Genomic DNA, 22,064 nt, shown 5'->3' with positions numbered 1-22,064 from the left:
TCTGGTCCCACTGTGAGAACGTTGAACGTTAGCGTCTGCTTGATGGCGGCATTGCTGTTGTGTGGATGTAATCCGCTGATGAAGGCCACGCTGGCGAACTTCAAAGCCGTGGCCACCGGGCCTGACGACCTGGAGTTGACTCCGGCGCAAGTGGCCGAGGTTCAGTATCCGCAACTCAAGCTGACGACCCCTTCCGGCGAAGGGGTGTTGGCGATGGTGCGTGAGCGAGGTGACTTGCAGTACTGGGTCGCGTCCGGCAAGCAGGTGTTGTTGCTGCGCGACGGCCTGGCGGTTCGCACTGTCGGCCTGGGCTTTGAAGGTGACCTGGACGGGACCCGTATCGAAACGCAATCGCCGTTCAAGCAAGGCCTTCACCGATTGCCCGATGGATACACCAGCCAGCGCTGGATCGATCTCTATCGAGGTTACGAAGTGGGTGTTGCCGTGAGCAGCCGCTTTACCCGAAAACCCATGGAAACCCTCAGGATCCTGGACAAGGAATACGCCGTGCTGCGTGTCGATGAGCAGATAGAGGCACCGGCTATTGGCCTGCGCGCGACCAATCATTATTGGGTCGATCCGGATAACGGTTTCATCCTCCAGAGTGAACAGCAACTGACAGGGCAACTCAGGGTGAAGATCGTGCAGTTGACCTCTGAGCGCGGGGCTGTCCGTTGAAGTTTCCCAAGGTGTTATGGACGTGCCTGTTGTTGATCTGCGGTGGCGTGAATGCGGCAGTCAACGTCAGCGGTGATGTGCGCAATCCGGGGCCGGTCGAGCTGCAACCCGGGGGGCGCGTGCTGGACGTGATGCGTTTGGCGCAACCCAATCCTGAAAGCTACTGGCTGGCGGCCGCCTGGCTGCGACAACCATTGCTTGAGGAGCAGACCCGACTCAAGACCGGGGTCCTGTTCGACTTGAAGGTGCTGCAACGCACCGCATTGCTCTTCGATCGGCCTAGCCGGGCGGCATTGGCGTTGCAGTTGTACGAGCAAGTCAGCCGCATGCCGGTTACCGGGCGCCAGGTGGCGGTCCTTGATCCGATCGCGGTGGAGGTCGGCTTCGCTCGCAACTTCCGCCTCGATGACGGCGACAGCCTGATCTACCCCAAGCGTTCCGATGTGGTTGAAGTGCTGGGCGCTGTCGCCGAACCGTGCCGGCTCGCCTTTCGCCCGCTGCAAGAGGCGCGGGATTACCTGCAAGGGTGTTCATCGCTGACCGATGCCGAAGCCGATTACCTCTGGATCGTTCAGCCTGACGGGGTCACCCGCCGTGTCGGCATTGCTCCGTGGAATCGTGAAAGCGGGCAGGTGCCTGCCGCCGGCAGCAAAATCCTGGTCCCTGTCAAAACCGATGATCTTAATCCGCCTATACCTGAACTGAATCAGCAGTTGGCCGAATTTCTTGCCACGCAACTGGCTGAGGTGGTTCCTTGAATTTACGTTTTGCTGCAGTGCTGTTGTTGCCGTGTGGTTTGGCTCATGCAGAGCCGCGATTGACTCAAAATGATTTCGGCGGGGTGGGCTTGATGCAAACGCCGACGGCTCGAATGGCACCGGCCGGCGAGTTGAGTGTGAATGCCAGTCGAACCGAGCCCTATACCCGTTACAGCGTTTCATTGCAGCCATTTGAATGGCTGGAAGGCTCGTTTCGCTATACAGCGATCACCAACCGCCGGTATGGCCCCGAGTCGTTGAGTGGCGACCAGAGTTATAAAGACAAGGCTGTGGACCTCAAGCTACGCCTTTGGCAAGAAAGCCACTGGGCACCTGAACTGGCCCTGGGCTTTCGCGACGTCGGGGGGACCGGACTGTTCTCCAGCGAATTCCTGGTCGCCAACAAACGCTATGACGACTTTGATTTCAGTGCAGGTATTGCCTGGGGATACATCGGCAATCGAGGCGATTTCGATAACCCGTTGGGCTGGGCGGCTGATCGCTTCAATACCCGGCCGGACGGCGAGGGCACCGGTGACGTCAACACCAATGCCTATTTTCGTGGGCGACCTTCATTGTTTGGCGGCGTGACCTACCAGACCCCCTGGGAGCCGCTCAGCCTGAAGCTTGAGTACGAAGGCAACGACTACAAAAACGAGCCGAAAGACAATGCCATCAAGCAGGACTCGCCCATCAACATCGGCGCCGTGTTCAAGCTGACCGATTCGGTCGATCTCAGCGCGGGTTGGGAGCGCGGCAATACTGCGATGTTCGGCATCACCCTGCACACCAACTTCGTCAGCCGCAAGGCGCCGGCCAAGACTTACGATCCGCCCGCGGAGCGTCTGCCGACACAGGCACCCGCCACACCGCCGGATCAGGTCAACTGGGCCAACGTATCGCAACGCCTGCAGAACAATGCGGGTTATAAAGTCGAACGTATTGCTCAGCGCGGTCCCGAGTTGTTTGTGTACGGCGAGCAGACGAACTATTTCCATTCGGCCAAAGCCGTCGGCCGCGCCAGCCGGATTCTGGACAACAGCGTCAACGACGATATCGACTGGTTCACCCTGGTGAACAAGCGCTACGACATGCCGCTGGAAGAAACCAGCGTGCCGCGCGAGACCTTCCGCGAAGTGGTCAACAATGAGGAGCCGCTGCAAACCTTGCACCGAACCACTGAGGTCAACGGGGCGATGCCGCATACCGAGACCACGCTCTATACTGCCGCGCGCGATCCCTTCATCTATGGTGTCGGGCTGGGCTACAAACAGAACGTCGGCGGCCCTGATGGTTTGCTCTATCAGCTGAGTGCCGATGCGGACGCCGAGTATCGTTTCACGCGCAATACCTGGTGGAGCGGCCTGCTGAGCGCCAACCTGGTGAACAACTACGACAACTTTACCTACGACGCACCAAGTGGTTTGCCCCGGGTGCGGACCGACCTGCGCAAGTACCTGACGACCTCTGACGTCACCATGCCCACGTTCCAGTTCAGCCACGCCGAGCAACTGGATAAAGACCTGTATGGCATGGTCTACGGCGGCTATCTGGAGTCGATGTTTGCCGGTGTGGGCGGTGAGGTACTGTTCCGTCCGGCAGGCCAGCGTTGGTCGGTGGGTGCAGACCTGAACTACGTGCGTCAGCGCGAGTTCAACCAAGGTTTTGGCTTGCGCGATTACTCGACCGTGACCGGCCATATCACCGGTTATACCGACTTGCCTTTCGATACCCAGGCCGCCGTCAGTGTCGGCCGTTACCTGGCGCGGGATTGGGGCGCCACAGTCGATCTGTCACGGGAGTTCCGCAATGGTGTGCGATTCGGTGCCTGGGCCACGCTGACCACCGCGACAACAGCGGAATACGGTGAAGGCAGTTTCGACAAGGGTATCTACATCTCCATTCCGTTCGATGAACTGATGAGCATGTCGACCATGCGTCGGGCCAATATCGTCTGGTCGCCGCTGACCCGGGACGGCGGTGCACGGCTCAATCGCAGCTACTGGCTGCACTCGATGACCGATAGCCGTGACAGCGACTTGTTCTACCGTAACTTCGACAAGATCACTGAGTGAACGCGGGCGATCTGCAGGGCGACTAGCGCTGTAGATCGCATCGCGGTCGACCGGAAGGGAACAACCTCGAAGGTCTTTTAGTAAGCAGCGCCATCTTGCGCAGGGTTCTCTGCGTTAAAACGACACACTTGCAATGATAAGCCGGGGGCTGACTCAGCTCCCGGCTTGAACAAGTGTTGCCGTGTGTCAGGGAGCCTGGTGTGGCAGGGGCGTAAGTGCGACTCAGCGCCTGATAGACGCCCATGAAAAAGGGGACTTGCGTCCCCTTGTCATTTTGCGGTGCCTGGTATTCAAGTGATCAATAGATGTCTTTTGACAGCAAGGTAAAAGGCGTCTTCACCAGGATCTTCAAATCCAGCCACAACGACCAGTTATTGATGTATTTGAGATCGATCTCCACACGCTTTTGCATCTTGTCGATGGTGTCGGTCTCGCCACGGCAACCGTTGATTTGAGCCAACCCGGTAATCCCCGGTTTGATTCGGTGGCGAGCCATGTAGGCGAGAATCTTCCCGGAGTAGTAATCGTTGTGCGCAACGGCGTGGGGACGTGGTCCGACCAGAGCCATATGGCCTTGCAGCACATTGATCAACTGCGGCAGTTCGTCGAGCGAAGTACGGCGGATAAAGCGTCCCACCGGAGTGATCCGAGAATCGTTACGGCTGGCCTGCTTGACCTCAAGGTCATCGTGCACGCGCATCGAGCGAAACTTCCAGACCTGGATCACCTTGCCATTCCAGCCGTGGCGGTCCTGCTTGAAGAACACCGGGCCGGGAGAGTTGAGTTTAACGGCCAGGGCAATCAGTAACAGCAACGGACTTAGAAGAACCAGGGCCAACAGCGCCACGCTCTTTTCCAACAGGCTTTTACTCAGTGCGGCGGTTGGCTGGCTGGTCAACGGGCTTTCATTCAAGTAGATCGCCGGCAAGCCGTCCACGACCCTTACCGAGTGATTGAGCAGCATCAGGCTGTTCAAGTCCGGCACCCAGACCACATCGACGTTGGCCCCCAGCAAATCGATATACATGGCTTCAATGTTTGCCGCTTCACTCAGGGGTAGCGTGATGTACAAACGGCGGATGTCATGGGTTTTGATCAGCGCCAGCAGATGCTCTTGCGGGCCTACGATCGGCGGTGAGCCCATCGCCAGCGGGAGCGTTGTGTCGGTGCTGACCAACCCCACCAGCGGGAAGTGTTCAAGGCTACGCAGCTTCCGGGCAAGACCCAGCGCCAACTCGCCCGTACCGACGATCAGGGTTTTATGCTTGCTTTGAAGTGACCGTTGATAGTATTGCGAGAATCCGTGCAGCGGCACGTACAACAGTGCCTGCCCGAGATAACCGCAGGCTGCCCATATCAGGATCAGTTGACGGGAAAACAGTCCATCGGCCTTGCAGATGAATGCCACACAGGCCAATGCCGCCAGGGTCATTGTCCAGCCCACCAACAAACGCCCCAATCCCTCCAGGTAATTATCTTTCTTTGCATAGACGCCACACCAGGTATAGGCGGGCACCGAGGCAAGTACCGTTAGAATTGCGCACACTCGGTAATAGAACTCCACCGTCCCGGTGTGGTAATAAACCAATAGAAACAACAGGGCTACAACAAAGCCCTGACCCAGTGCCCATTGTCCCCAGAAGGTCAATCCTTTGAGGTGGGTATTTCGATTGATACGAAGATTGTTAACCATGCGATATCCCCAAAATACGTCCATTCGCGTGTCGACAGACAAGAGCCAAGTTGATGTGGTAAGCATTATTATTTTTATAAGAGGGCAAAACATTGACGGTCGAAATGCCACTGTGCGGCGTGCTCGTCAGTGAATAGATTAATTTATTGGGCAGAAAGCTGTCTGACGACTTTTAACGAGTGGTAAGTTGGTGTCCTGGTTATATTGAGGCGGCGAAGTGTTAGAAATAGTCGATAATGAAAGTTGATTTCAGGAGGGGCAAGCGAGATTTTCTGCGGAGGGGGGAGGGGGCGGAGGGTGAAATGGTGGGGTGCTTTTTTGTTTTTGTATGCACTACCATTGCGATCAATCTTATTGATTCAGGTGAGACTTTTCCCCCGTACTATTTTTTGAATCAGGCAATAGCCACGATTCCTCACGGCCCGGAACAAACGTTCACCATTGCTGGCACTCTTGAACTTTTCCTGTAGCCTGCTCAAGCACATTTCCAGGCCTCGATAATGCTCGGGTTCTCTGCCGATGCTCCGAATAAGATCATCTTTACTTACGACTCGCTCATCATGGTGCAGCATTTTCTTGACCAGTGTGGCTTCTAGCCCGGTCAAGACAACCTCTACGTCATCTTTGATCAACGCACCATTGCCATGACTCAATCGCCAGGCTTCTGTATAGGGATAATGCGGTTTTACCGCCTCATTGAGGAGTGAATCCTGGGTGTTTTCCCGGTCTTCATCTGCCCGTGAGGATATGTTGCTGAACCGCGTATCGGACTGGGCCGCTCGCCACTCGGATTCGAATGAAGAGAGAATGCGCTGTGTATCATGTCTGATAACGGGAGGGACAATTCTGTCCAGGTGAGGGGAAATAAATTCCATTAGTTTAGGGGCTGATGAGGGTAGGGAAACACCCTCGACAAACATCTTTGCCTGCGACGTACCAAATGAGTTATATCGCTCGCTCGATAATAATGCCTCAAGCTCTAGTTGTAATGCCGGGCTGTGAGTAACGACGACAAAATATTTTCTGGGGAGGGGTGTACTGCTTTCCATGTCTCTCTCCTGAAGGGCATACTCAGTTTTTAATTCAAAAGGTTGTCGGCAGGGGAGTAATGGCTCCCTTGAAAGTATTCAAACGGCAGCGCGCGCGCCAGTATATGGCTCGCGGCATGCTCCACTCTGTCAGCTATGAAGGCGACTTTAGTGGTGTGGGTCAACATGGTCATGCGTTCGTGGAGACGATTGAATAATTCGGGGTTGCCCGTGAGTTTAAGGCTTAAGTCTAGGGTTGAAAGAGGGATCTTGATATAGTCGAAAAGATTCAGGGTTGTAAAGATTTCGATACTTTCATTATCGATGTTGTAACCATCGAACGCGATTTCTATGCCGTGATCTTTCAACAGATACACATTGTTGAGAATCTTCTTTTTTTCACTGAAACTGACCGCCGAAAGAGGCAGTTCATTGAAAGCGATAACCAGCGTCTGGCCAAAGTTGCACAGGGCGTCGCTGGACTGTATCAACTCTTCCGCGAGTGCTGAATCGGCGAGGTCTGATTGTCCGACGCAGACAAATCTACGACTTAAGTATTTGTTTTTGCTGGATATATTATGGTCTTTCAGCGAAAAGGCAATCAACCGGGTCTGCATGAGCACTTCACTGTAGATGCCGCTCATCTGCTGCATGGATGCCGCAAAAGATGCATGGGCTGGCTGATCCGGACTGTCGTCAAACTGTATTCTGATCTCGCTGCCAAATGGGCAGTCATCACGAGTGAGGATCAATTGTCGAGACAGATAATGACTCGCACGATAGATGTGTGACGCGCTCATCGTTGCATTCATAATGCAATAACTCCCTGCATATTAATCATCAGGCGGTCGAGATGAGACCCCTGACGAGACGATATCCATGCCCACGAATACTTTGAATGGCGTTGGTGCCATACATGCCTTTTATCTTGCCGCGCAGGCGGCTGATAGATTTTTCCAAGGCCCTTGGGTCATAAAACGTTATATTCAGACCCATGATTCTGGCGATTTCATCATGGCTCAGTATTTGATTTTTTGTTTCGGAAAAGGCTTCCAGAATTTTCATTTCCGGAAACGAAACATCCAGTTTTTTATAGTCTCCAATCAGGCACATACGCGTGGGGTCCAAGAGCAAACTGTGTTGCTTATGCCATTCTGCGCTATTAAAAAACTCGGAAAGTACGTCCGGGTTATCTTCAGGAAGCGTACTGAATTTAATGCAGTGGTCGGCGCCGGCAAGATAGTATCTCATCTTGTTGTAGGTGCCTTTGCCGGTGATGGCTACAAAGATAATAAGGGCCTGGTTATCGGCACGCATATTTTCCACCAAGGCGATGCTTTCATCAAACGCCTGAGGGCTGTCAATGACAATGAATACTGCACGGTATGAATGGAAACCTTTATTTGTTCTAAACAAGTGGTTGAAACACATAGTGTCAACGGGTATATCATGCGCTACATAGCTTGCAACTAATGTCCTGAAACCCTCAGCTAAACTATGGGTCCGCCCAATGGTGAGAATACCCGTCACCTCCTTTGTGTGGCTGTGGCTGGTATTCGTTAATTTCCCTGTAAGCATCATGCTTTGACTCGGCTGGGTGCTGACATTTGGATGTTAAAGCACCAATTCTCATTTGTGACTGACAATTGGTAACATTTCCCGGGTTTTCAAGCAGGTGTCACAATTTTTTTAACATTGTTGAGCAATCTGGCGAGATCCTTTGTGCCCCTGATGCTTGGCATGCACAGTGGCAAATAGGCATCATTGTGCCATCTTTTTGCGCAATGTCCCGCTTTTCCAGTTCAATAAGCCTGGGTGGGCGGTTGAAGCTGCCTTAGTTGGATTTTTATGGAGGCCTTATGAGTTGCCAGAACTAGGCTGCTTTAAGTGCCGGTTTTAGTATGTGTTTTGTTTGGAACTGGCTGATATTTCTTGTTATGTAACGTTCTGGTTGATGGTGACATTCATGGACAATTATTAACGTTGAGTTTTAATGCAGGTCTGAATGCGTTTTACTGACTCGTTGGCGATAAAATCATCAGTTCGTCAGCGGTTTTGCTTTTGTGGATGAGGAGGGTTAATGGATTTTTGGACTACCGTAACGGTATTGATTTTAGGCGTGGTGGAAGGGCTGACAGAGTTTTTACCCATATCAAGTACAGGGCACCAAATCATTGTCGCGGACCTGCTCGGCTTCGGCGGTGAGCGTGCCATGGCTTTTAATATCATCATTCAACTTGGGGCCATCCTGGCCGTGGTCTGGGAGTTTCGGCGCAAGATCCTCGAGATCGTCACAGGCATGCCAACCCAACGTAATGCGCAACGGTTTACCTTGAACTTATTGATCAGCTTTATGCCTGCCGTTGTATTAGGTGTATTGTTCGCCGATAAGATTCACGAATATCTGTTCAATCCAATCACCGTGGCGGTGGCATTGGTAGTGGGCGGTATCGTTATGTTGTGGGCTGAGCGGCGGGAACATAGGGTGTATGTCGACCATGTTGACGACATGCGCTGGACCGACGCGTTAAAGGTCGGGTTCGCTCAATGCCTGGCGATGATACCGGGCACCTCACGCTCAGGATCGACCATTATCGGTGGGTTGCTATTTGGACTGTCGCGCAAGGCAGCCACCGAGTTCTCGTTCTTCCTGGCCATGCCAACCATGGTCGGTGCCGCCGTCTACTCAGGCTACAAATATCGGGATCTGTTCCAGGCTGGCGACCTGCCAGTCTTCACCTTGGGCTTCGTCACCGCGTTCTTTTTCGCCATGATCGCCGTGCGCGGCTTGCTCAAGTTTATCGCCAGCCACAGCTACGCCGCGTTCGCCTGTTACCGAATTGCATTCGGTCTGGTGATCCTGGCCACATGGGCATTCGGTTGGGTTAACTGGACTGAAGCAGCAGCGCTCTGACACGTGAACCAGGCTGCGGACCCACCAGCCTGGTATTTAAAAGATAAAACGGATTAACGCCCTTCAAGCAACTCAGCGGCCTGATCCAGCAACGCCAAAGGCTCTTTAGCCTTGTGGATATCCACCGACAACAACTGCCGAAACTTGCGTGCCCCCGGGAACCCGGTGCCCAGCCCCAGCACGTGCCGGGTGATATGGTGCATCGAACCGCCCGCATCAATATGCGCCGCTATATAAGGCCGCAACTTCGCCAGCGCCTCCGCCCGGCTAATCACCGGCGCCGTACTGCCGAACAACTGCTGATCCACCTCAGCCATCACATAAGGGTTGTGATACGCCTCGCGGCCCAACATCACACCGTCAAACGTTTGCAAATGCGCGTGACAGGCTTCCAGCGTCTTGATCCCGCCGTTAAGAACAATCTCCAACTCCGGAAAGTCCGCCTTCAACCGCGCCGCCACGTCATAACGCAGGGGCGGAATGTCACGGTTCTCTTTCGGCGATAAGCCCTCCAGAATCGCAATCCGCGCATGTACCGTAAAACTCGTGCACCCTGCATCCCGAACCGTGCCAACAAAATCAACCAATTCCTCGTAACTGTCCCGCCCATTAATCCCGATCCGGTGCTTCACCGTCACCGGAATCGACACCGCATCGCGCATCGCCTTCACACAATCCGCCACCAGCTGCGGATGCCCCATCAGGCACGCGCCGATCATATTGTTCTGCACTCGATCACTCGGGCAGCCGACATTGAGATTCACCTCGTCGTAACCGTGGTCCTGAGCCATACGGGCGCAGGCGGCCAAGTCGAGAGGGACGCTGCCGCCGAGTTGCAGGGCCAACGGGTGTTCGGCTTCGTTGTGACGGAGGAAGCGTTCGTGATCGCCATTGAGGAGCGCGCCGGTGGTGACCATTTCGGTGTAGAGGAGGGCGTTTTTCGATAATAGACGTAGGAAAAAACGGCAGTGGCGGTCAGTCCAATCCATCATCGGCGCCACGGAGAATCGGCGGGAGAGCGGGGCGGGTGTGGCGGTGATTGGGGGCATTGGGGGTCTGGAATCGATGGGGCTGGGAGGTGGGGAGTTTATCAGGAATGGGCTTTTGAGGTGGAGACGAGTCTTACTGGGGTGGCGTTGCAACAGAACAGAGCGCCTTTTTTGCCTCAGGAAACCGCCTTGGCTGAACCAATCCTGTCGCCCAGCCAAGTTTCATAATGTCTGACGAATTGGCGTCCTAGGATGAGGCGTAGTCGAACTACCAAGCTTCCAGCCCCCCAGGAACCTGAAAAATGATCTCAAATCTCTTCAAAGTCATGATGATCACCAGTGCCTTGCTTTTAAGCGCCTGCTCAGGCGTCAGCACCAGCACCTGTTTTTCAGATGGCTGCCGATCGTTCGATGGCCATGGCGCCAACAAGTTGAACCTTGGCGGAAGCGCTATCGGTAGCAATTTCAGCGAGTACAGCTCAGGGTTGCTCCGCGACGACTAAGGCGTAATGCCCCCGACGGAAGATGTTTCCGTCGGGGCGCGTTGTTACCTGATGTACCGCGAGTGCTGAATGAGGGACTGTTTCTCAGCTGGACGCGGCTTCGCCAGCGCTTGCGTGGGACGATGGGTGACGGTTATTTAGGGGCGGGCGTTGCTATCCACTCGCTCAGGACTTTCTGATAGTTACCGGTCACCTTGGCCAGGTGCAGCCATTGGTCGACGTATAACTTCCAGGTCATGTCATCGCGGGGCAGCAAGTAAGCCTTCTCGCCGTACTGCATGAACTGGCTCGGGTTAACCGCGCACAACCCGGGTTTAAGTTTCTGCTGATACAACGCTTCCGACGCATCGGTAATCATCACGTCAGCCCTCTTATCCAGCAACTCCTGAAAGATCGTCACGTTGTCGTGAAGGCTCAATTGCGCCTTGGGCAGAAACGCGTGGACAAACGCTTCGTTGGTGCCACCGGCCGGTTCAACCAAGCGAACCGAAGGCTGGTTGATTTGTTCGACGGTCTGGTACAGGGCCTGATCTTCGCAGCGCACTAACGGGATTTTGCCGTCGACATCCAGTGTGGTACTGAAGAAGGCTTTTTTCTGGCGTTCCAGGGTGACCGAGATGCCGCCGACGCCGATGTCGCACTTGCCGGCCAGCATGTCGGGCATCAGCGTTTTCCACGTGGTCTGCACCCACTCAACCTTGACGCCGAGGCTGTCGGCCAATGTGCGGGCCATGGCGATGTCGATCCCCGAGTACTCGCCGTTCTCGGCTTTGGAGGTATAGGGTTTGTAGTCGCCCGTCGTACACACGCGCAGTTGGTTTTGCTGGATGATGCTGTCCAGATGCGAAGGGCCGTCCTGTGCCCGAGCGCCGAAGGATAGAGCGAGCAGGCCACCGAGCATCATTGTGCATTTTATGGTTTTCATTTTTGGCGGGCTTTTATCCGGGTGGGTTAGAAAAAGTGGAGTGTAGTGAAACAGTTTCCCGGCTGCTATCCACGACGAAAAAGGGCGCTCATTGTGGGAGCGCCCATTGTTGTGTTTGCAAAATGCGGTCTGGCCTCGATGTCATCCTGGCCGTTCGGACTCAGTGACAACAGCAACTGGGGCCGCCGCACCCCGACTTTTTCTCGACGCTTTGGGGGCGTTCACCCTTCAACACGCTTGCTGGATACCCTGCCTCATTCAGTGCCGATAACAGGACATCGCTGTCGATGTCCCCGGTCACTTTGACCCGGCCAGACGCCAGGTCGACAGTCACTTCACCAACCCCGGCCAGTGGCAGCAACGCCGCGTTGACGTGTTTGATGCAACTGCCGCAGCTCATGCCTTCGACTTGAAATTCTGTACCGTTCATTGCGTAAACCTCTTTCGCCATGAGTGGCGGTGGTGTGATGACAGGGTTCGATGGTTGACCTTGCCACGATGGCAAGGTCAAGTGCTTCTTTCAGGCGGTTACTGCGCCATCGGCATCTTCATCATGCTCGACTGCTGTTCCATCATTTTCATCATCATGTCCATCATCTGTTCTGCGTGGTTCTTGTCGCCGGACATGCCTTTGCCCATACCCATTCCCATGCCCATGCCTTGGCAATGGTTGTGCATCATGCCCATGCTGTCCTTCATCGTGGCCATGCCTTCTTGCATGGCGGCCTGGCGTTCGGCCGGGGTTTTGGCGGCGATCATTTTTTCGTGGGCCGCCTGCATTTTTTCCATCTGTTCGCTCATGGCCTTGTTTTGCGTGGTGGTGGCGGCGGTGGCGGTGGCCGGTGTGGTTGGCGGTGTGTCGGGTTGATGCTCCTCGACGGCCATGGCAACCAGTGGGCTACTGATGAGCAGTGCGGCGACGAGTGCTTTGAAGTGCGTATGCATGGCAATCTCCAGTGAGTCAGGGACGTACAGGAACTATTGAGCCGCGCTAAAGAGGCGAAGCCAAAGGAGGGGCGGCCGGAACTCCGGACGCTCGGAGAATGGTTTTAATCGTTGAAGCGAACGAAGCGCAGGCGCGCTGGCGGCCGGGGTGGCGCCGGTCGGTGTAAGGTGAGAAACGCGAACGGAGTCTGGGAACGGACACTCAGAATCAGCGCAGGCAGCAGAAACAGGACGGCCCAAAGGGCGTGTTCGAAGGTGGGCAAGGTCTGTGCGGGGGGCCGTGCTGTGGCGCTGTGTTCGCAGTATTGCAGGCAGCCGCTGGCATGCTGCTCATGACTATTGTCATGGCCAGTGCTGCTGGTGATTTCATGGGCGGCGTTCAGATCATGGGGCGGCAGGCTAAGACAACCCTGGCTCGCCGCTACCGCAAAGGCTAACAGCCACAGTGCGAGCACTTGGCGGATCAGCAGCGGTAGATGGGTGCGGAGCCCGTGCATGTCTGGTATCCGATCTGAGGGTTATTTTGAGCGTAGCCCTGTGTAGGGGGCTGTCGTTGATCTATATCAAGTGGCGCCCTTTACGTTACTCCGCGGCCATTTCCATCTCTGGACTCAACGTCCCCAGCCAGGCCACCAGCCCAACAATCAGAACGGCCGCAGCCAACTCCATCACCACACTGCGCCGCAGTGCATTCGCCGCTACCCAATACTGCCCGTTGCGCAACGACCTCTGCAAAAACGGTCCAAGGTGAAACCGGTTCAACGCGGCGAGCACCAGCATCCCTGCAAACAAGGTGACTTTGATAAACAGCAAAATCCCGTAGGTGCTTAGAAATAAGTCATCAAGCTCCAGCCCAACGATGAAGAGGTAGTTCACAACACCCGTGACGGTGATGACGACCACAATCAACGCGCCCACCAGTTCAAACCTTGTCACTGCGCGGGCCAGCAGCCGGATGCGCTCTTCGGTTTGCAGAACATTGGCTTTCGCAATCAACGCAAGCGCCACTAGCGCTCCCAGCCACACTCCTGCGGCCAGCAAGTGCAGGATGTCGGTGGTGAAATGCCAGACACGGCGGATGCCTTCATCCATCGCGCCATGTCCGTTCCAGGCGAGAGAGGCGAGGGCGATACCGCCAGCAATCGTCGCAACCAGCAAGCCAACGCCAGGGGCACGATGATTGAGCATCACCGCCAATCCACCAACAACCAGTGCGACGATACGCACGACCCAGGCCAGGCCCATGTCCGTTTCCAACACCATCATCTCGACGTGTGGACGTAACTCGGCAAAGGCCGTTTCACCGCTCATGGCGCTCGCCATCACTACCATGCTCGCGATAGACAACAGCAACCCAAGCGCCGCCGTCCCCGCCAGCATCAACCGAAACGGTAACACCGCGCCTGACACGCGTTCCCGCCCTTTAAGGCTGTACAACCCAAACAGCGGCAAGCCCAACAGCAGCATCAAATCCACATACAAGCCAAATCGCAGGGCAATGCCGATCGAGTCGCTCATTCATCACTTCACTTTGAACGTAACATTGCCGGTAATCGGGTGAGTGTCCGAAGACACCGCGCGCCATTCGACTTTGTAGGTGCCGATGGGCAGTGGCGAAAGCGGGGTGATGACCATGGTTTTCGGGTCGCCGCCGGAGACTTTGGCTTTCATCGGCATGGGGGCGTGGGCCATGCCGGGCATTTCGGTCATGACCAGTTTCGCGCCGGAAAACTGGGTCATGAGGTTTTCGGAAAAGTGCAGTTCGATTTTGGCGGGTGCTGCGCCGACTGCACCTTCAGCGGGGGTGGAGGACAGTAATTTCGGGTGGGCTTGAGCGAATGTGCTCAGCAGCAGTCCCAGGGCAACAACGGTGGTTTTGATCATGCGCATGCGAGGCCTCTTACCGTTTTCAACGGTTGGTTTTTGGTTTTTTGAGTTGAAGCGTTTAAAACCACAGCCGAACGCCGAGGACCAGGCGCGCTTCACTGCGATCCTCACCTTCATCGTTGGCGTAATCGGCGGTTTTGCCGTAAGTGCGGTTCCAGGTCACGCCAATATAGGGCGCGAACTCCCGGCGGATTTCGTAGCGCAGCCGCAGGCCGGCCTCGGTGTTGGATAAACCGGAGCCGATACCCCGTTGTGGATCGTTTTTGCCGTAGAAGTTGAGTTCGGCGGTCGGCTGCAGAATCAGCCGATTGGTCAACAGGATGTCGTAGTCGCCTTCCAGTCGTGCAGCGGTTTGGCCGCCCTCACCGATGAAGGCAGTGGCTTCGGTTTCAAAGTTGTAAAGCGCCATGCCTTGCACACCGAAGGCGGCCCAGGTTTGTGGGGCCCCGGGTTTGAAATCCTGGCGCACGCCACTCACCACGTCCCACCATGGGGAGATCGCATGGCCCCACAGGGCCTGGATTTCGGCGTCTTCGGTCTTGCCGTTGGTGCGTTCGCCTTCGGAGCGCAGCCACAGGCGGTCGATGTCACCGCCGATCCAGCCTGACAGATCCCAGGCCAGGACGCTGCCGTTGTCCGCGTCCTGCCATTCGAGTTTGTCGGCAAGGAAATAATAGTTGAGTGCGGTGTCATGCACGCCGTGGCCGGTCGGGCTGGCATATACGGCGGCGCGGTCGGCATCGGTCAGCGTCGGGATCGGCGTGCGGCTTTCAGTCGGCGCGGCGGGCTGCATCTGGCCGTCATCCATGCTTTGCATCTGGCTGTGGTCCATGCCGGTCATCTGGCTATGGTCCATACCCTGCATGTCGTCAGTGGCGGCCATTGCCGAAGAGAGCGTCAGGCCCGCGGTCACGAGTGCTAAAGATATTGGAGTCAATCGGGTCATGGGATGCGCCTCATTCTTCCACGCGAACTTCACGGAACATGCCCATTTCCATGTGGTACAGGAGATGGCAGTGATAGGCCCAGCGGCCGAGCGCATCGGCGGTGACCCGATAGCTGCGCCGGGAGCCGGGCGGCATGTCGATGGTGTGTTTGCGCACCATGAACTCGCCATTCTCGTCTTCGAGGTCGCTCCACATGCCGTGCAGGTGAATGGGGTGGGTCATCATCGTGTCGTTGACCAGCACAATCCGGACGCGCTCGCCGTACTTGAGGCGCAGCGGCTCGGCGTCCGCGAATTTCACGCCGTTGAACGACCAGGCGAATTTCTCCATGTGGCCGGTGAGGTGCAGCTCAATGGTGCGGCCGGGTTCGCGGCCGTCCGGGTCTTCGAAGGTGCTGCGCAGGTCGGAATAGGTCAGGACTCGGCGTCCGTTGTTGCGCAGGCCCAGTCCGGGATCGTCGAGCTTGGGCGAGGTGGACATGGCTTGCATGTCCACCAGCGGGTTGTCCTTTTCCGTCTCTGGATGAGACTGCATGCCGGCCATGCTGCTGTGATCCATGCCTGCCATATCGCCCATGCTGCTGTGGTCCATGCCGCCCATGCCCATGTCATCCATGGTCACTAACGGTCGAGGGTCCAGGGCCGGGATCGGCGCCAACAAACCTGGCTTCGTTGCCAGCGTACCCCGTGCAAAACCCGTGCGATCCATCGATTGCGCGAACAGCGTGTAAGCCGCTTCGGTCGGCTCGACAATCACGTCAAACGTCTCTGCCACTGCGATGCGAAACTCGTCGACGCTCACCGGTTTGATGTGCAAACCGTCGGCTGCGACTACCGTCATTTTCAACCCGGGGATGCGCACGTCGAAGTAGCTCATGGCGGAGCCATTGATAAACCGCAGCCGCAGCTTTTCGCCGGTGCGGAATACACCGGTCCAGTTCATGTCCGGCGCCTGGCCGTTCATCAGGTAGGTGTAAGTGGCGCCGCTGACGTCGGCGATGTCCGTGGGGTTCATCTTCATCTCGGCCCACATCGTTCGATCCGCGACGGTGGCTCCCCAACCTTTTTCGCTGACGTCATGGATGAAATCACCCACGGTGCGCTTGTTGTAGTTGTAGTAATCCGACTGCTTTTTCAGCGTCTTCATCAGGCCGACGGCGGTTTCGTCGGTCCAGTCGGTCAGCATCACCACGTAATCGCGGTCGTACTGGAATGGCTCTGGCTCCTTGGCATCGATGACCAGCGGGCCGTAAACGCCGGACTGTTCCTGAAAGCCCGAATGGCTGTGATACCAGTAGGTGCCATTCTGCCGGACTGTGAATTGGTAGACGTACAGGCCGCCCGGTTCGATGCCGTGAAAACTCAGGCCCGGTACGCCGTCCATGTTGGCCGGCAGCAAGATGCCGTGCCAGTGAATGGACGTGTCGACTTTGAGCTTGTTCCTCACCCTCAACGTCACCGTGTCGCCTTCGCGCCAGCGCAGCAGCGGGCCGGGAATGCCGCCGTTGATGGCCATGGCGGTGCGCGGGTTGCCGGTGATGTTGACCGGGGTTTCGCCGATCGACAGATCGAAGTCGGTGCCCGTCAACACCTGAGGTTCGCCAGGGCTGGTGATTGCCCAGACCGGCGTGCGCCATAAGCCGAGGCCACCGAGCAGTCCGCCTGCGGCCAGCCCTTTCACGAAGGTGCGTCTTGTAGTGTTGGAATGCATGCCGTTGTGTCCCCTGTCCGTCAGCTTGGAGCTAGCTTGACGATGAGGCTAACGAGCGGTGCCTTTCAGAAGGCTGAGGCTGAGATTACAGTTTTGACAGTTTCACCGATGTAGGCGCGGTGAAGCAGGAGGGAGGCGCCACTGGACGGGCGCCTGTTCTTAAAGGTGTTTTTTTGGCGCGGATGTATCAGCCACCGTGCCGCTGCCACAATTGATATACGACGAAGACTTCAACCAACGCTGATCCGGATAGTAGGAAAACAACAGTTGGCCTCCCTTCATCGAATCAATCAGCCGACGAGCAACCGCGGGTCTGACCGCCGGGCAGCCGAGGCTTCTGCCAATACGTCCATTCGCACGGGCCAGGACCGGACTCACATAAGGCGCGCCATGAATCACGATGGCCCGGTCAAACGCGTTGTCGTTGAAACCCGGCTCCAGGCCTTCCATGCGTAGCGAGTAACCGTTCTGTCCGACATAGCTCTGCTGGGTGCGATACAACCCGAGGCTGGTGGCGAAGCTTTCATTCTGGTTGGAGAAGTTGACGGCCATGTTTTCGCCGCTATTGCGTCCATGGGCGACCAGTTCATGAAACAGCAACTTGCGCTTCTTTAAATCGAACACCCATAGACGTTGCTCGGTCGAAGGCAGCGAATAATCAATAACCGCAAGTCTTTGGACAGGCGCTTTGCCTTGAGCGATGCTGCATTGCGAAGCGCGAACGGCGAGGTTGATGACGTTGGCGTTAGCTTTCGGGGCCGCTTTGATGAGGGCGGCCGCGAGCGAATCGGCGTAGGCTGACGGTACGGACATTGCAGTCAGTAGCAGGGCCGAGAATAGATAGCCAAAACGTAGTGGCGCCATACAGATGTCTCATCATGTTAAGTTCGAGTCTAGCAGTGCGTTGCCAGCCGGGCGTTGAATGCGGGGGATTAAGGATTATTCATGGTGCTTTTAACAAGGTTATTCGTCATAAGCCGCGTATTTTTTATGGGCTTTCTGATAAGCGGCACAGCACTTGGGCAAACGTCGTCGATTGAGCCGCTAAATGCGCCTACCTCCATTATCGAGGCTGGAGCGGATGATAACGTCGGTAAAGCGATTCAGGCCACGCTTGAACCGCTGAAAACCGCTTTTCCTCCGCTGCTGACCGCACCACGCAATCGTCGAGTGGATGTCAGCCGTCTGGTCATGGATTTTTATACCCATCGTGCCTATCGCGCGGCGTGGACCAATGACAGCGATGTCGCGCAATTGATCGCCAGCCTGAACGCGACTGAGTCCGACGGCTTGACCCCGGCGGACTTTCATATCGATGAATTGGTTCGGTCGCAAACCACGATGCGGACGACACCGGTGACGCCCGAGCAGCGGGCGGCTTTCGATTTGGCGACCACGCATACGTTTATCACCGCGCTGCTGCAGTTGCGGCGGGGCAAGGTCGACCCTTCGCGGCTCGACATTCACTGGAATTTTGATTCGAATGGCGTCGATCCACGTGACGACTTCAATGCTTTCTTCGCCGCACTCGACAATCACGACGTGGCCAAGGCTTTTGCCCAGGCACCGCCGCAAGAAGCGGTGTACGTCGGTTTGCGTCAGGCCCTGGCGCAATTGCGCGGCATTCGGGACCGGGGCGGCTGGCCGAAAGTGATTGTCGACCATTCGCTCAAACCCGGCATGGACGAACCGGCGGTCGCGCAATTGCGCGCGAGGATGGTCGCGGCCGGTTTTCTCGATCCGCGATTGATCCACGGCACCCAGTACGACGGCGCCGTCACCGCCGCGGTGAAAAAGTATCAGAACGAGCAATACCTGAGTGCGGACGGCATGGCAGGGGCGACAACACTGGCAGCGCTGAACGTGCCCGTTGATGCACGCATCGACCAGGTCCGTGTGAACATGGAGCGTGCACGTTGGCTGCTCTACAAACTCCAGGGCACATTCGTCATCGTCGATATCGCCGGCTACAAGGTGGCGATGTACCGCGATGGCGTGCCGATCTGGCGATCCCGGGTGCAGGTCGGTAAAGCGGCGCGCAATACGCCAGTCTTCCAGGCGCAGATTACCTACATCACGTTTAACCCGACCTGGACAGTGCCGCCGACGATCCTCAAGGAGGACGTGTTGCCGAAGATCCAGAGCAACCCGGGCTACCTCGCCGCCAATCGCATTCGAGTGCTTGATCGCGAAGGCAATGTGCTCGATCCATCGAGTGTGGACTGGACCAATCCACGCGGCCTCACGTTGCGCCAGGACGCCGGGCCTGAAAGTTCGCTGGGCCGGGTGGTGATCCGCTTTCCCAACGACTATGCGATTTACCTCCACGACACACCGCACCGCGAGTTGTTTGCCAAAACCATCCGCGCGACCAGCTCGGGCTGCATTCGGGTAGAGAATCCGCTGCAGCTTGTGGAATTGTTGTTCAACGACCCGGTCCGGTGGAACAGCGAAGGTATTCAAAAGCAGTTGGCCAGCGGCAAGACCGAGAACATTCGGCTTCCGGTGAAAGTGCCGGTGTTGCTGGCGTACTGGACCGTGGATTTGGGCAGCGACGGGCGAGTGGCGTTCAAGCCTGATGTGTATGGCTACGATGCGCCGGTGTTGCGGGCGCTGAATCGGCCGTCGCCGATGCCAGTGCTGGATTTGCATTCGGCGGTGGGGTCGGTGGTGGCGGCGGGACCGGCGCGGCAGTAGGGGATTGGACTTGATAGTAAGTCCGTCCCCTTTCCGGTGTGGGTGATCTGTCTTCGTTGTTCGTCTGGGTGTTAAAGCTGCAGACCTTCCTGCACCACCGAAAGTAAATTGTTCTCCGTCAACGCAACCGCATCCAGTTGCTGTCCGGCCTGCTCAATCACCTGCAACCACCAATGTGTCTCGCCATCCGCGTCCACTGTGCGCAACAGCGCGAGTTCTTTGCCCGTCGAGTGAATCTCGACACGCCCAGCGCCATCTTCAGTGAAGCGCGCAACAGGGTCGAAGGTGATGCCGTGCTCATTGCCTTCGATCAGAAGCTGGTCGATCGCGTAATCGAAAGTCGCACCCTCTGAATCGCACTCGAAGACATGTGTCGGATTGCGTCGCAGAATCAGGCCTACCTCAGTCAGCGGCTTCAGCCACGCCTCGATCTGCTCATACAACTCGTAGACTTGGCCGGGCCAACTGTCGATCATCTGATCTGCGCTGGTAGACCGGGTCTGTTTCAACTTCGCCGCGAGTTCGTCTGCCTTACTCATTTCGATTCCCTGTCGTGGTGTAAGAGTAATCGTAGCTCCTTCACTGCTATCCGCGCTTTGCCCTGCGTCATGTCAGCGACACAAGCGTGACAAATCATTTCTATTCACACTCAATTGCCCAAGACCGCCAACTCCTCCCGCAAAAACTCCACCAAATCCCGCTGTAACCCGGTCAACGCGCCCCCGCGGCTGATCAACGCCAGCTCCGTCGGTGGCAACTCCGGCAGATCGGTGCACACGCTGTGCTCCGGCAACACCGCCGAAGCCGGCAGCACGGACACCCCCAGCCCCGAAGCGACTGCCGCCTGGATACCGGTCAAGCTATGGCTGCCAAACGCCACGCGCCAGGGGCGCTGTGCCACGTCCAGCAAGCGGATTGCCCGCTGCCGATAAATGCACCCTTGCGGAAACAACGCCAATGGCAACACGCCGTTGGCCGAGTCCACCCCCGCGCCTTTGACCCACACCAGCACTTCCGGCCACGCCGCCCAGCACGGTCCGCTGTCCGGTTCGCGTTTGACCAAGGCGATGTCGATCTCACCCGATGCGAGTTTCTGCTTCAGATCCGTGCTCATGCCGCTCACGGTTTCCAGCCGGGCGTGCGGGCGGGCGCGATTGAAACCGGCAAGGATCAGCGCCATACGCCGCGCATCAAAGTCCTCCGGTACGCCGATGCGCAGGATCTCCAGATCCAGGTCGCTGGCCAAGGCTTCAACGGCTTCAGAGGACAGGGCCAACAAGCGTCGGGCATAGTGAATCAACAGTTCGCCATGCTCGGTGACGGTGACGTTCTGACCAGTTCGGTCACGCAGGAGCAGGGGGTGACCGACCAATATTTCCAGCTTGCGAACCTGTTGGCTCACCGTGGATTGGGTTCGGTGCACGCGTTCGGCAGCGCGGGTGAAGCTGCCTTCATCGACCACGCAGACGAAGGTCTTGAGCAATTCAAGATCAAGCATGGCGATCTCCTTGATATTTGATTTTCTACTGACTAATCGACATTAATTTAATTTCACACTATCACTAGCGGCTCGTAATCTGAAGATCACCCTTCAGAGGATACAAACATGACACTCGAAAATACCCCGCGTCCCGAATGGCTAACCTTCGATTGTTACGGCACGTTGATCCAGTGGGATGAAGGCCTCAAGGCCGTGGTCGCCGACATCCTGCACGACAAGGGCGACCACAGCGTTGAAGCCGATCGCCTCATCGAGGTCTACGACCGGCATGAACATCGGCTGGAGCAGACTCCACCGCATCGCTCGTTTCGCCAACTGAGCACGCTCGGGTTGCAGCTCGCCCTGGAGGAGTTGGGGCTGACGAGTCGGCCCGAAGACAGTCAGCGGTTGGCCGGCGCGATTCTGCGGATGCCGCCGTTCCCTGAGGTGATCGAGACCCTCGCGAAACTCAAGGCAATGGGTTTCAAACTGTGCATCGTCTCCAACACCGACGACGACATCATCGCCGGCAACGTCGCGCAACTCGGGGGGCATATCGATCGAGTCATCACTGCGCAACAGGCTGGGGCGTACAAGCCGAATCCGCGCCTGTTTGACTACGCTCATGAGCAGCTCGGTGTCAGTCGAGATCAAGTAGTGCACATCTGCGCCAGCCCGACACTGGATCACACCGCCGCCCGAGACATGCACTTTCGTTGTGTATGGATTGACCGTGGCACCGGTCGGCAATTGCTGCCGGATTACCGACCCGATGAGATATTGAGCACGCTGGATCAGGTCGTGCCTTTATTCACATCCCTCGGCTGGTAACAAA

General features: G+C 56.6%; 23 protein-coding genes. 7 read left to right on the top strand and 16 right to left on the bottom strand.

Annotated elements, in window-relative coordinates; translation table 11 throughout:
- Positions 1 to 12 precede the first annotated feature (12 nt).
- The 3 genes from RHP74_RS20610 to RHP74_RS20600 are packed head-to-tail and all read left to right on the top strand — an operon-like array spanning position 13 to position 3,511.
- A complete protein-coding gene (locus RHP74_RS20610; protein ID WP_083376202.1) occupies positions 13 to 678 on the top strand; it encodes a YjbF family lipoprotein in 666 nt (221 codons plus the stop codon).
- On the top strand, positions 675 to 1,436 hold the full coding sequence (locus RHP74_RS20605; RefSeq protein WP_083376203.1) for a capsule biosynthesis GfcC family protein: 762 nt from the start codon (positions 675 to 677) through the stop codon (positions 1,434 to 1,436). Before RHP74_RS20610 ends, RHP74_RS20605 begins: the two co-directional genes overlap by 4 nt.
- Entirely contained in the window at positions 1,433 to 3,511 is a 2,079-nt protein-coding gene (locus RHP74_RS20600; RefSeq protein ID WP_311096212.1) for a YjbH domain-containing protein, read from the top strand. Before RHP74_RS20605 ends, RHP74_RS20600 begins: the two co-directional genes overlap by 4 nt.
- 298 nt (positions 3,512 to 3,809) lie before the next feature.
- Here the strand turns inward: RHP74_RS20600 and RHP74_RS20595 are convergent, their stop codons facing one another.
- The 4 genes from RHP74_RS20595 to RHP74_RS20580 all read right to left on the bottom strand — a co-directional run bounded on the left by RHP74_RS20595 (position 3,810) and on the right by RHP74_RS20580 (position 7,813).
- Positions 3,810 to 5,204, bottom strand: a complete 1,395-nt coding sequence (locus RHP74_RS20595; RefSeq protein ID WP_311096211.1) for an undecaprenyl-phosphate glucose phosphotransferase — start codon at positions 5,202 to 5,204, stop codon at positions 3,810 to 3,812.
- Positions 5,205 to 5,563: 359 nt separating this feature from the next.
- Positions 5,564 to 6,253, bottom strand: coding sequence for a helix-turn-helix domain-containing protein (locus tag RHP74_RS20590; protein ID WP_311096210.1), 690 nt, complete (start codon positions 6,251 to 6,253; stop codon positions 5,564 to 5,566).
- A 29-nt stretch (positions 6,254 to 6,282) separates the two neighbouring features.
- Positions 6,283 to 7,044, bottom strand: coding sequence for an EAL domain-containing protein (locus RHP74_RS20585; protein WP_311096209.1), 762 nt, complete (start codon positions 7,042 to 7,044; stop codon positions 6,283 to 6,285).
- A gap of 28 nt (positions 7,045 to 7,072) precedes the next feature.
- Positions 7,073 to 7,813, bottom strand: coding sequence for a winged helix-turn-helix domain-containing protein (locus RHP74_RS20580; RefSeq protein ID WP_311096208.1), 741 nt, complete (start codon positions 7,811 to 7,813; stop codon positions 7,073 to 7,075).
- Positions 7,814 to 8,312: 499 nt separating this feature from the next.
- Between RHP74_RS20580 and RHP74_RS20575 the strand changes: the two genes are divergently transcribed.
- Positions 8,313 to 9,146 (top strand): undecaprenyl-diphosphate phosphatase, encoded by an 834-nt coding sequence (locus tag RHP74_RS20575; RefSeq protein WP_311096207.1) that lies wholly within the window; start codon positions 8,313 to 8,315, stop codon positions 9,144 to 9,146.
- 53 nt (positions 9,147 to 9,199) lie between these two features.
- Here RHP74_RS20575 and dusA read toward each other — a convergent pair whose 3' ends face one another.
- Complete coding sequence (dusA, locus tag RHP74_RS20570; protein ID WP_169856847.1) at positions 9,200 to 10,195, bottom strand: tRNA dihydrouridine(20/20a) synthase DusA; 996 nt, start codon at positions 10,193 to 10,195, stop codon at positions 9,200 to 9,202.
- Positions 10,196 to 10,437: 242 nt separating this feature from the next.
- On the opposite strand from dusA, the gene RHP74_RS20565 reads away from it, so the two are divergent.
- Positions 10,438 to 10,638, top strand: coding sequence for a hypothetical protein (locus RHP74_RS20565; protein ID WP_083376258.1), 201 nt, complete (start codon positions 10,438 to 10,440; stop codon positions 10,636 to 10,638).
- Between the two features lie 133 nt (positions 10,639 to 10,771).
- Here RHP74_RS20565 and RHP74_RS20560 read toward each other — a convergent pair whose 3' ends face one another.
- The 9 genes from RHP74_RS20560 to RHP74_RS20520 all read right to left on the bottom strand — a co-directional run bounded on the left by RHP74_RS20560 (position 10,772) and on the right by RHP74_RS20520 (position 17,916).
- Positions 10,772 to 11,563 (bottom strand): transporter substrate-binding domain-containing protein, encoded by a 792-nt coding sequence (locus RHP74_RS20560; RefSeq protein ID WP_311096206.1) that lies wholly within the window; start codon positions 11,561 to 11,563, stop codon positions 10,772 to 10,774.
- Between the two features lie 160 nt (positions 11,564 to 11,723).
- The gene (locus RHP74_RS20555; protein WP_311096205.1) at positions 11,724 to 11,993 is read right to left on the bottom strand and encodes a heavy-metal-associated domain-containing protein; all 270 of its coding nucleotides are present in this window, start codon (positions 11,991 to 11,993) and stop codon (positions 11,724 to 11,726) included.
- Between the two features lie 98 nt (positions 11,994 to 12,091).
- Positions 12,092 to 12,508 carry a hypothetical protein gene (locus tag RHP74_RS20550; RefSeq protein ID WP_311096204.1) on the bottom strand — a complete coding sequence of 139 codons (417 nt, stop codon included), beginning with the start codon at positions 12,506 to 12,508 and terminating at the stop codon, positions 12,092 to 12,094.
- A 104-nt stretch (positions 12,509 to 12,612) separates the two neighbouring features.
- Entirely contained in the window at positions 12,613 to 13,005 is a 393-nt protein-coding gene (locus tag RHP74_RS20545) for a hypothetical protein (RefSeq protein ID WP_311096203.1), read from the bottom strand.
- An 85-nt stretch (positions 13,006 to 13,090) separates the two neighbouring features.
- Positions 13,091 to 14,026: a copper homeostasis membrane protein CopD gene (gene copD, locus RHP74_RS20540; RefSeq protein ID WP_311096202.1), complete on the bottom strand. Its 936-nt coding sequence runs from the start codon at positions 14,024 to 14,026 to the stop codon at positions 13,091 to 13,093.
- A 3-nt stretch (positions 14,027 to 14,029) separates the two neighbouring features.
- Complete coding sequence (gene copC / locus RHP74_RS20535; protein ID WP_311096201.1) at positions 14,030 to 14,398, bottom strand: copper homeostasis periplasmic binding protein CopC; 369 nt, start codon at positions 14,396 to 14,398, stop codon at positions 14,030 to 14,032.
- 55 nt (positions 14,399 to 14,453) lie between these two features.
- Positions 14,454 to 15,341 (bottom strand): copper resistance protein B, encoded by an 888-nt coding sequence (locus tag RHP74_RS20530; protein WP_042932716.1) that lies wholly within the window; start codon positions 15,339 to 15,341, stop codon positions 14,454 to 14,456.
- Positions 15,342 to 15,351: 10 nt separating this feature from the next.
- Positions 15,352 to 17,052: a copper resistance system multicopper oxidase gene (locus tag RHP74_RS20525; RefSeq protein ID WP_311096200.1), complete on the bottom strand. Its 1,701-nt coding sequence runs from the start codon at positions 17,050 to 17,052 to the stop codon at positions 15,352 to 15,354.
- A 159-nt stretch (positions 17,053 to 17,211) separates the two neighbouring features.
- The gene (locus RHP74_RS20520) at positions 17,212 to 17,916 is read right to left on the bottom strand and encodes a murein L,D-transpeptidase catalytic domain family protein (protein WP_010456104.1); all 705 of its coding nucleotides are present in this window, start codon (positions 17,914 to 17,916) and stop codon (positions 17,212 to 17,214) included.
- Positions 17,917 to 17,997: 81 nt separating this feature from the next.
- Between RHP74_RS20520 and RHP74_RS20515 the strand changes: the two genes are divergently transcribed.
- Positions 17,998 to 19,749 carry a L,D-transpeptidase family protein gene (locus RHP74_RS20515; protein ID WP_311096199.1) on the top strand — a complete coding sequence of 584 codons (1,752 nt, stop codon included), beginning with the start codon at positions 17,998 to 18,000 and terminating at the stop codon, positions 19,747 to 19,749.
- A 71-nt stretch (positions 19,750 to 19,820) separates the two neighbouring features.
- On the opposite strand, the gene RHP74_RS20510 is transcribed toward RHP74_RS20515, so the two are convergent.
- Complete coding sequence (locus tag RHP74_RS20510) at positions 19,821 to 20,288, bottom strand: hypothetical protein (protein WP_077750256.1); 468 nt, start codon at positions 20,286 to 20,288, stop codon at positions 19,821 to 19,823.
- A gap of 110 nt (positions 20,289 to 20,398) precedes the next feature.
- Positions 20,399 to 21,247: a LysR substrate-binding domain-containing protein gene (locus tag RHP74_RS20505; RefSeq protein WP_282410640.1), complete on the bottom strand. Its 849-nt coding sequence runs from the start codon at positions 21,245 to 21,247 to the stop codon at positions 20,399 to 20,401.
- Between the two features lie 108 nt (positions 21,248 to 21,355).
- Between RHP74_RS20505 and RHP74_RS20500 the strand changes: the two genes are divergently transcribed.
- On the top strand, positions 21,356 to 22,060 hold the full coding sequence (locus RHP74_RS20500) for a haloacid dehalogenase type II (RefSeq protein ID WP_311096198.1): 705 nt from the start codon (positions 21,356 to 21,358) through the stop codon (positions 22,058 to 22,060).
- Positions 22,061 to 22,064: the final 4 nt, after the last annotated feature.

The sequence above is a fragment of the Pseudomonas sp. SG20052 genome (assembly GCF_031766055.1).
GTDB classification, from domain to species: domain Bacteria; phylum Pseudomonadota; class Gammaproteobacteria; order Pseudomonadales; family Pseudomonadaceae; genus Aquipseudomonas; species Aquipseudomonas mandelii.
The sequence above is the reverse complement of the archived record's forward strand: the minus strand, read 5'-3'. Positions and strand labels throughout refer to the sequence as shown.

Bases quoted from the DNA above. Each gene is read 5' to 3' on its own strand.
- RHP74_RS20595 (WP_311096211.1), bottom strand. From the start codon at position 5,204: ATGGTTAACAATCTTCGTATCAATCGAAATACCCACCTCAAAGGATTG.
- RHP74_RS20590 (WP_311096210.1), bottom strand. From the start codon at position 6,253: ATGGAAAGCAGTACACCCCTCCCCAGAAAATATTTTGTCGTCGTTACT.
- RHP74_RS20585 (WP_311096209.1), bottom strand. From the start codon at position 7,044: ATGAATGCAACGATGAGCGCGTCACACATCTATCGTGCGAGTCATTAT.
- RHP74_RS20580 (WP_311096208.1), bottom strand. From the start codon at position 7,813: ATGATGCTTACAGGGAAATTAACGAATACCAGCCACAGCCACACAAAG.
- RHP74_RS20575 (WP_311096207.1), top strand. From the start codon at position 8,313: ATGGATTTTTGGACTACCGTAACGGTATTGATTTTAGGCGTGGTGGAA.
- dusA (WP_169856847.1), bottom strand. From the start codon at position 10,195: ATGCCCCCAATCACCGCCACACCCGCCCCGCTCTCCCGCCGATTCTCC.
- RHP74_RS20565 (WP_083376258.1), top strand. From the start codon at position 10,438: ATGATCTCAAATCTCTTCAAAGTCATGATGATCACCAGTGCCTTGCTT.
- RHP74_RS20560 (WP_311096206.1), bottom strand. From the start codon at position 11,563: ATGAAAACCATAAAATGCACAATGATGCTCGGTGGCCTGCTCGCTCTA.
- RHP74_RS20555 (WP_311096205.1), bottom strand. From the start codon at position 11,993: ATGAACGGTACAGAATTTCAAGTCGAAGGCATGAGCTGCGGCAGTTGC.
- RHP74_RS20550 (WP_311096204.1), bottom strand. From the start codon at position 12,508: ATGCATACGCACTTCAAAGCACTCGTCGCCGCACTGCTCATCAGTAGC.
- RHP74_RS20545 (WP_311096203.1), bottom strand. From the start codon at position 13,005: ATGCACGGGCTCCGCACCCATCTACCGCTGCTGATCCGCCAAGTGCTC.
- copD (WP_311096202.1), bottom strand. From the start codon at position 14,026: ATGAGCGACTCGATCGGCATTGCCCTGCGATTTGGCTTGTATGTGGAT.
- copC (WP_311096201.1), bottom strand. From the start codon at position 14,398: ATGCGCATGATCAAAACCACCGTTGTTGCCCTGGGACTGCTGCTGAGC.
- RHP74_RS20530 (WP_042932716.1), bottom strand. From the start codon at position 15,341: ATGACCCGATTGACTCCAATATCTTTAGCACTCGTGACCGCGGGCCTG.
- RHP74_RS20525 (WP_311096200.1), bottom strand. From the start codon at position 17,052: ATGCATTCCAACACTACAAGACGCACCTTCGTGAAAGGGCTGGCCGCA.
- RHP74_RS20520 (WP_010456104.1), bottom strand. From the start codon at position 17,916: ATGGCGCCACTACGTTTTGGCTATCTATTCTCGGCCCTGCTACTGACT.
- RHP74_RS20515 (WP_311096199.1), top strand. From the start codon at position 17,998: ATGGTGCTTTTAACAAGGTTATTCGTCATAAGCCGCGTATTTTTTATG.
- RHP74_RS20510 (WP_077750256.1), bottom strand. From the start codon at position 20,288: ATGAGTAAGGCAGACGAACTCGCGGCGAAGTTGAAACAGACCCGGTCT.
- RHP74_RS20505 (WP_282410640.1), bottom strand. From the start codon at position 21,247: ATGCTTGATCTTGAATTGCTCAAGACCTTCGTCTGCGTGGTCGATGAA.
- RHP74_RS20500 (WP_311096198.1), top strand. From the start codon at position 21,356: ATGACACTCGAAAATACCCCGCGTCCCGAATGGCTAACCTTCGATTGT.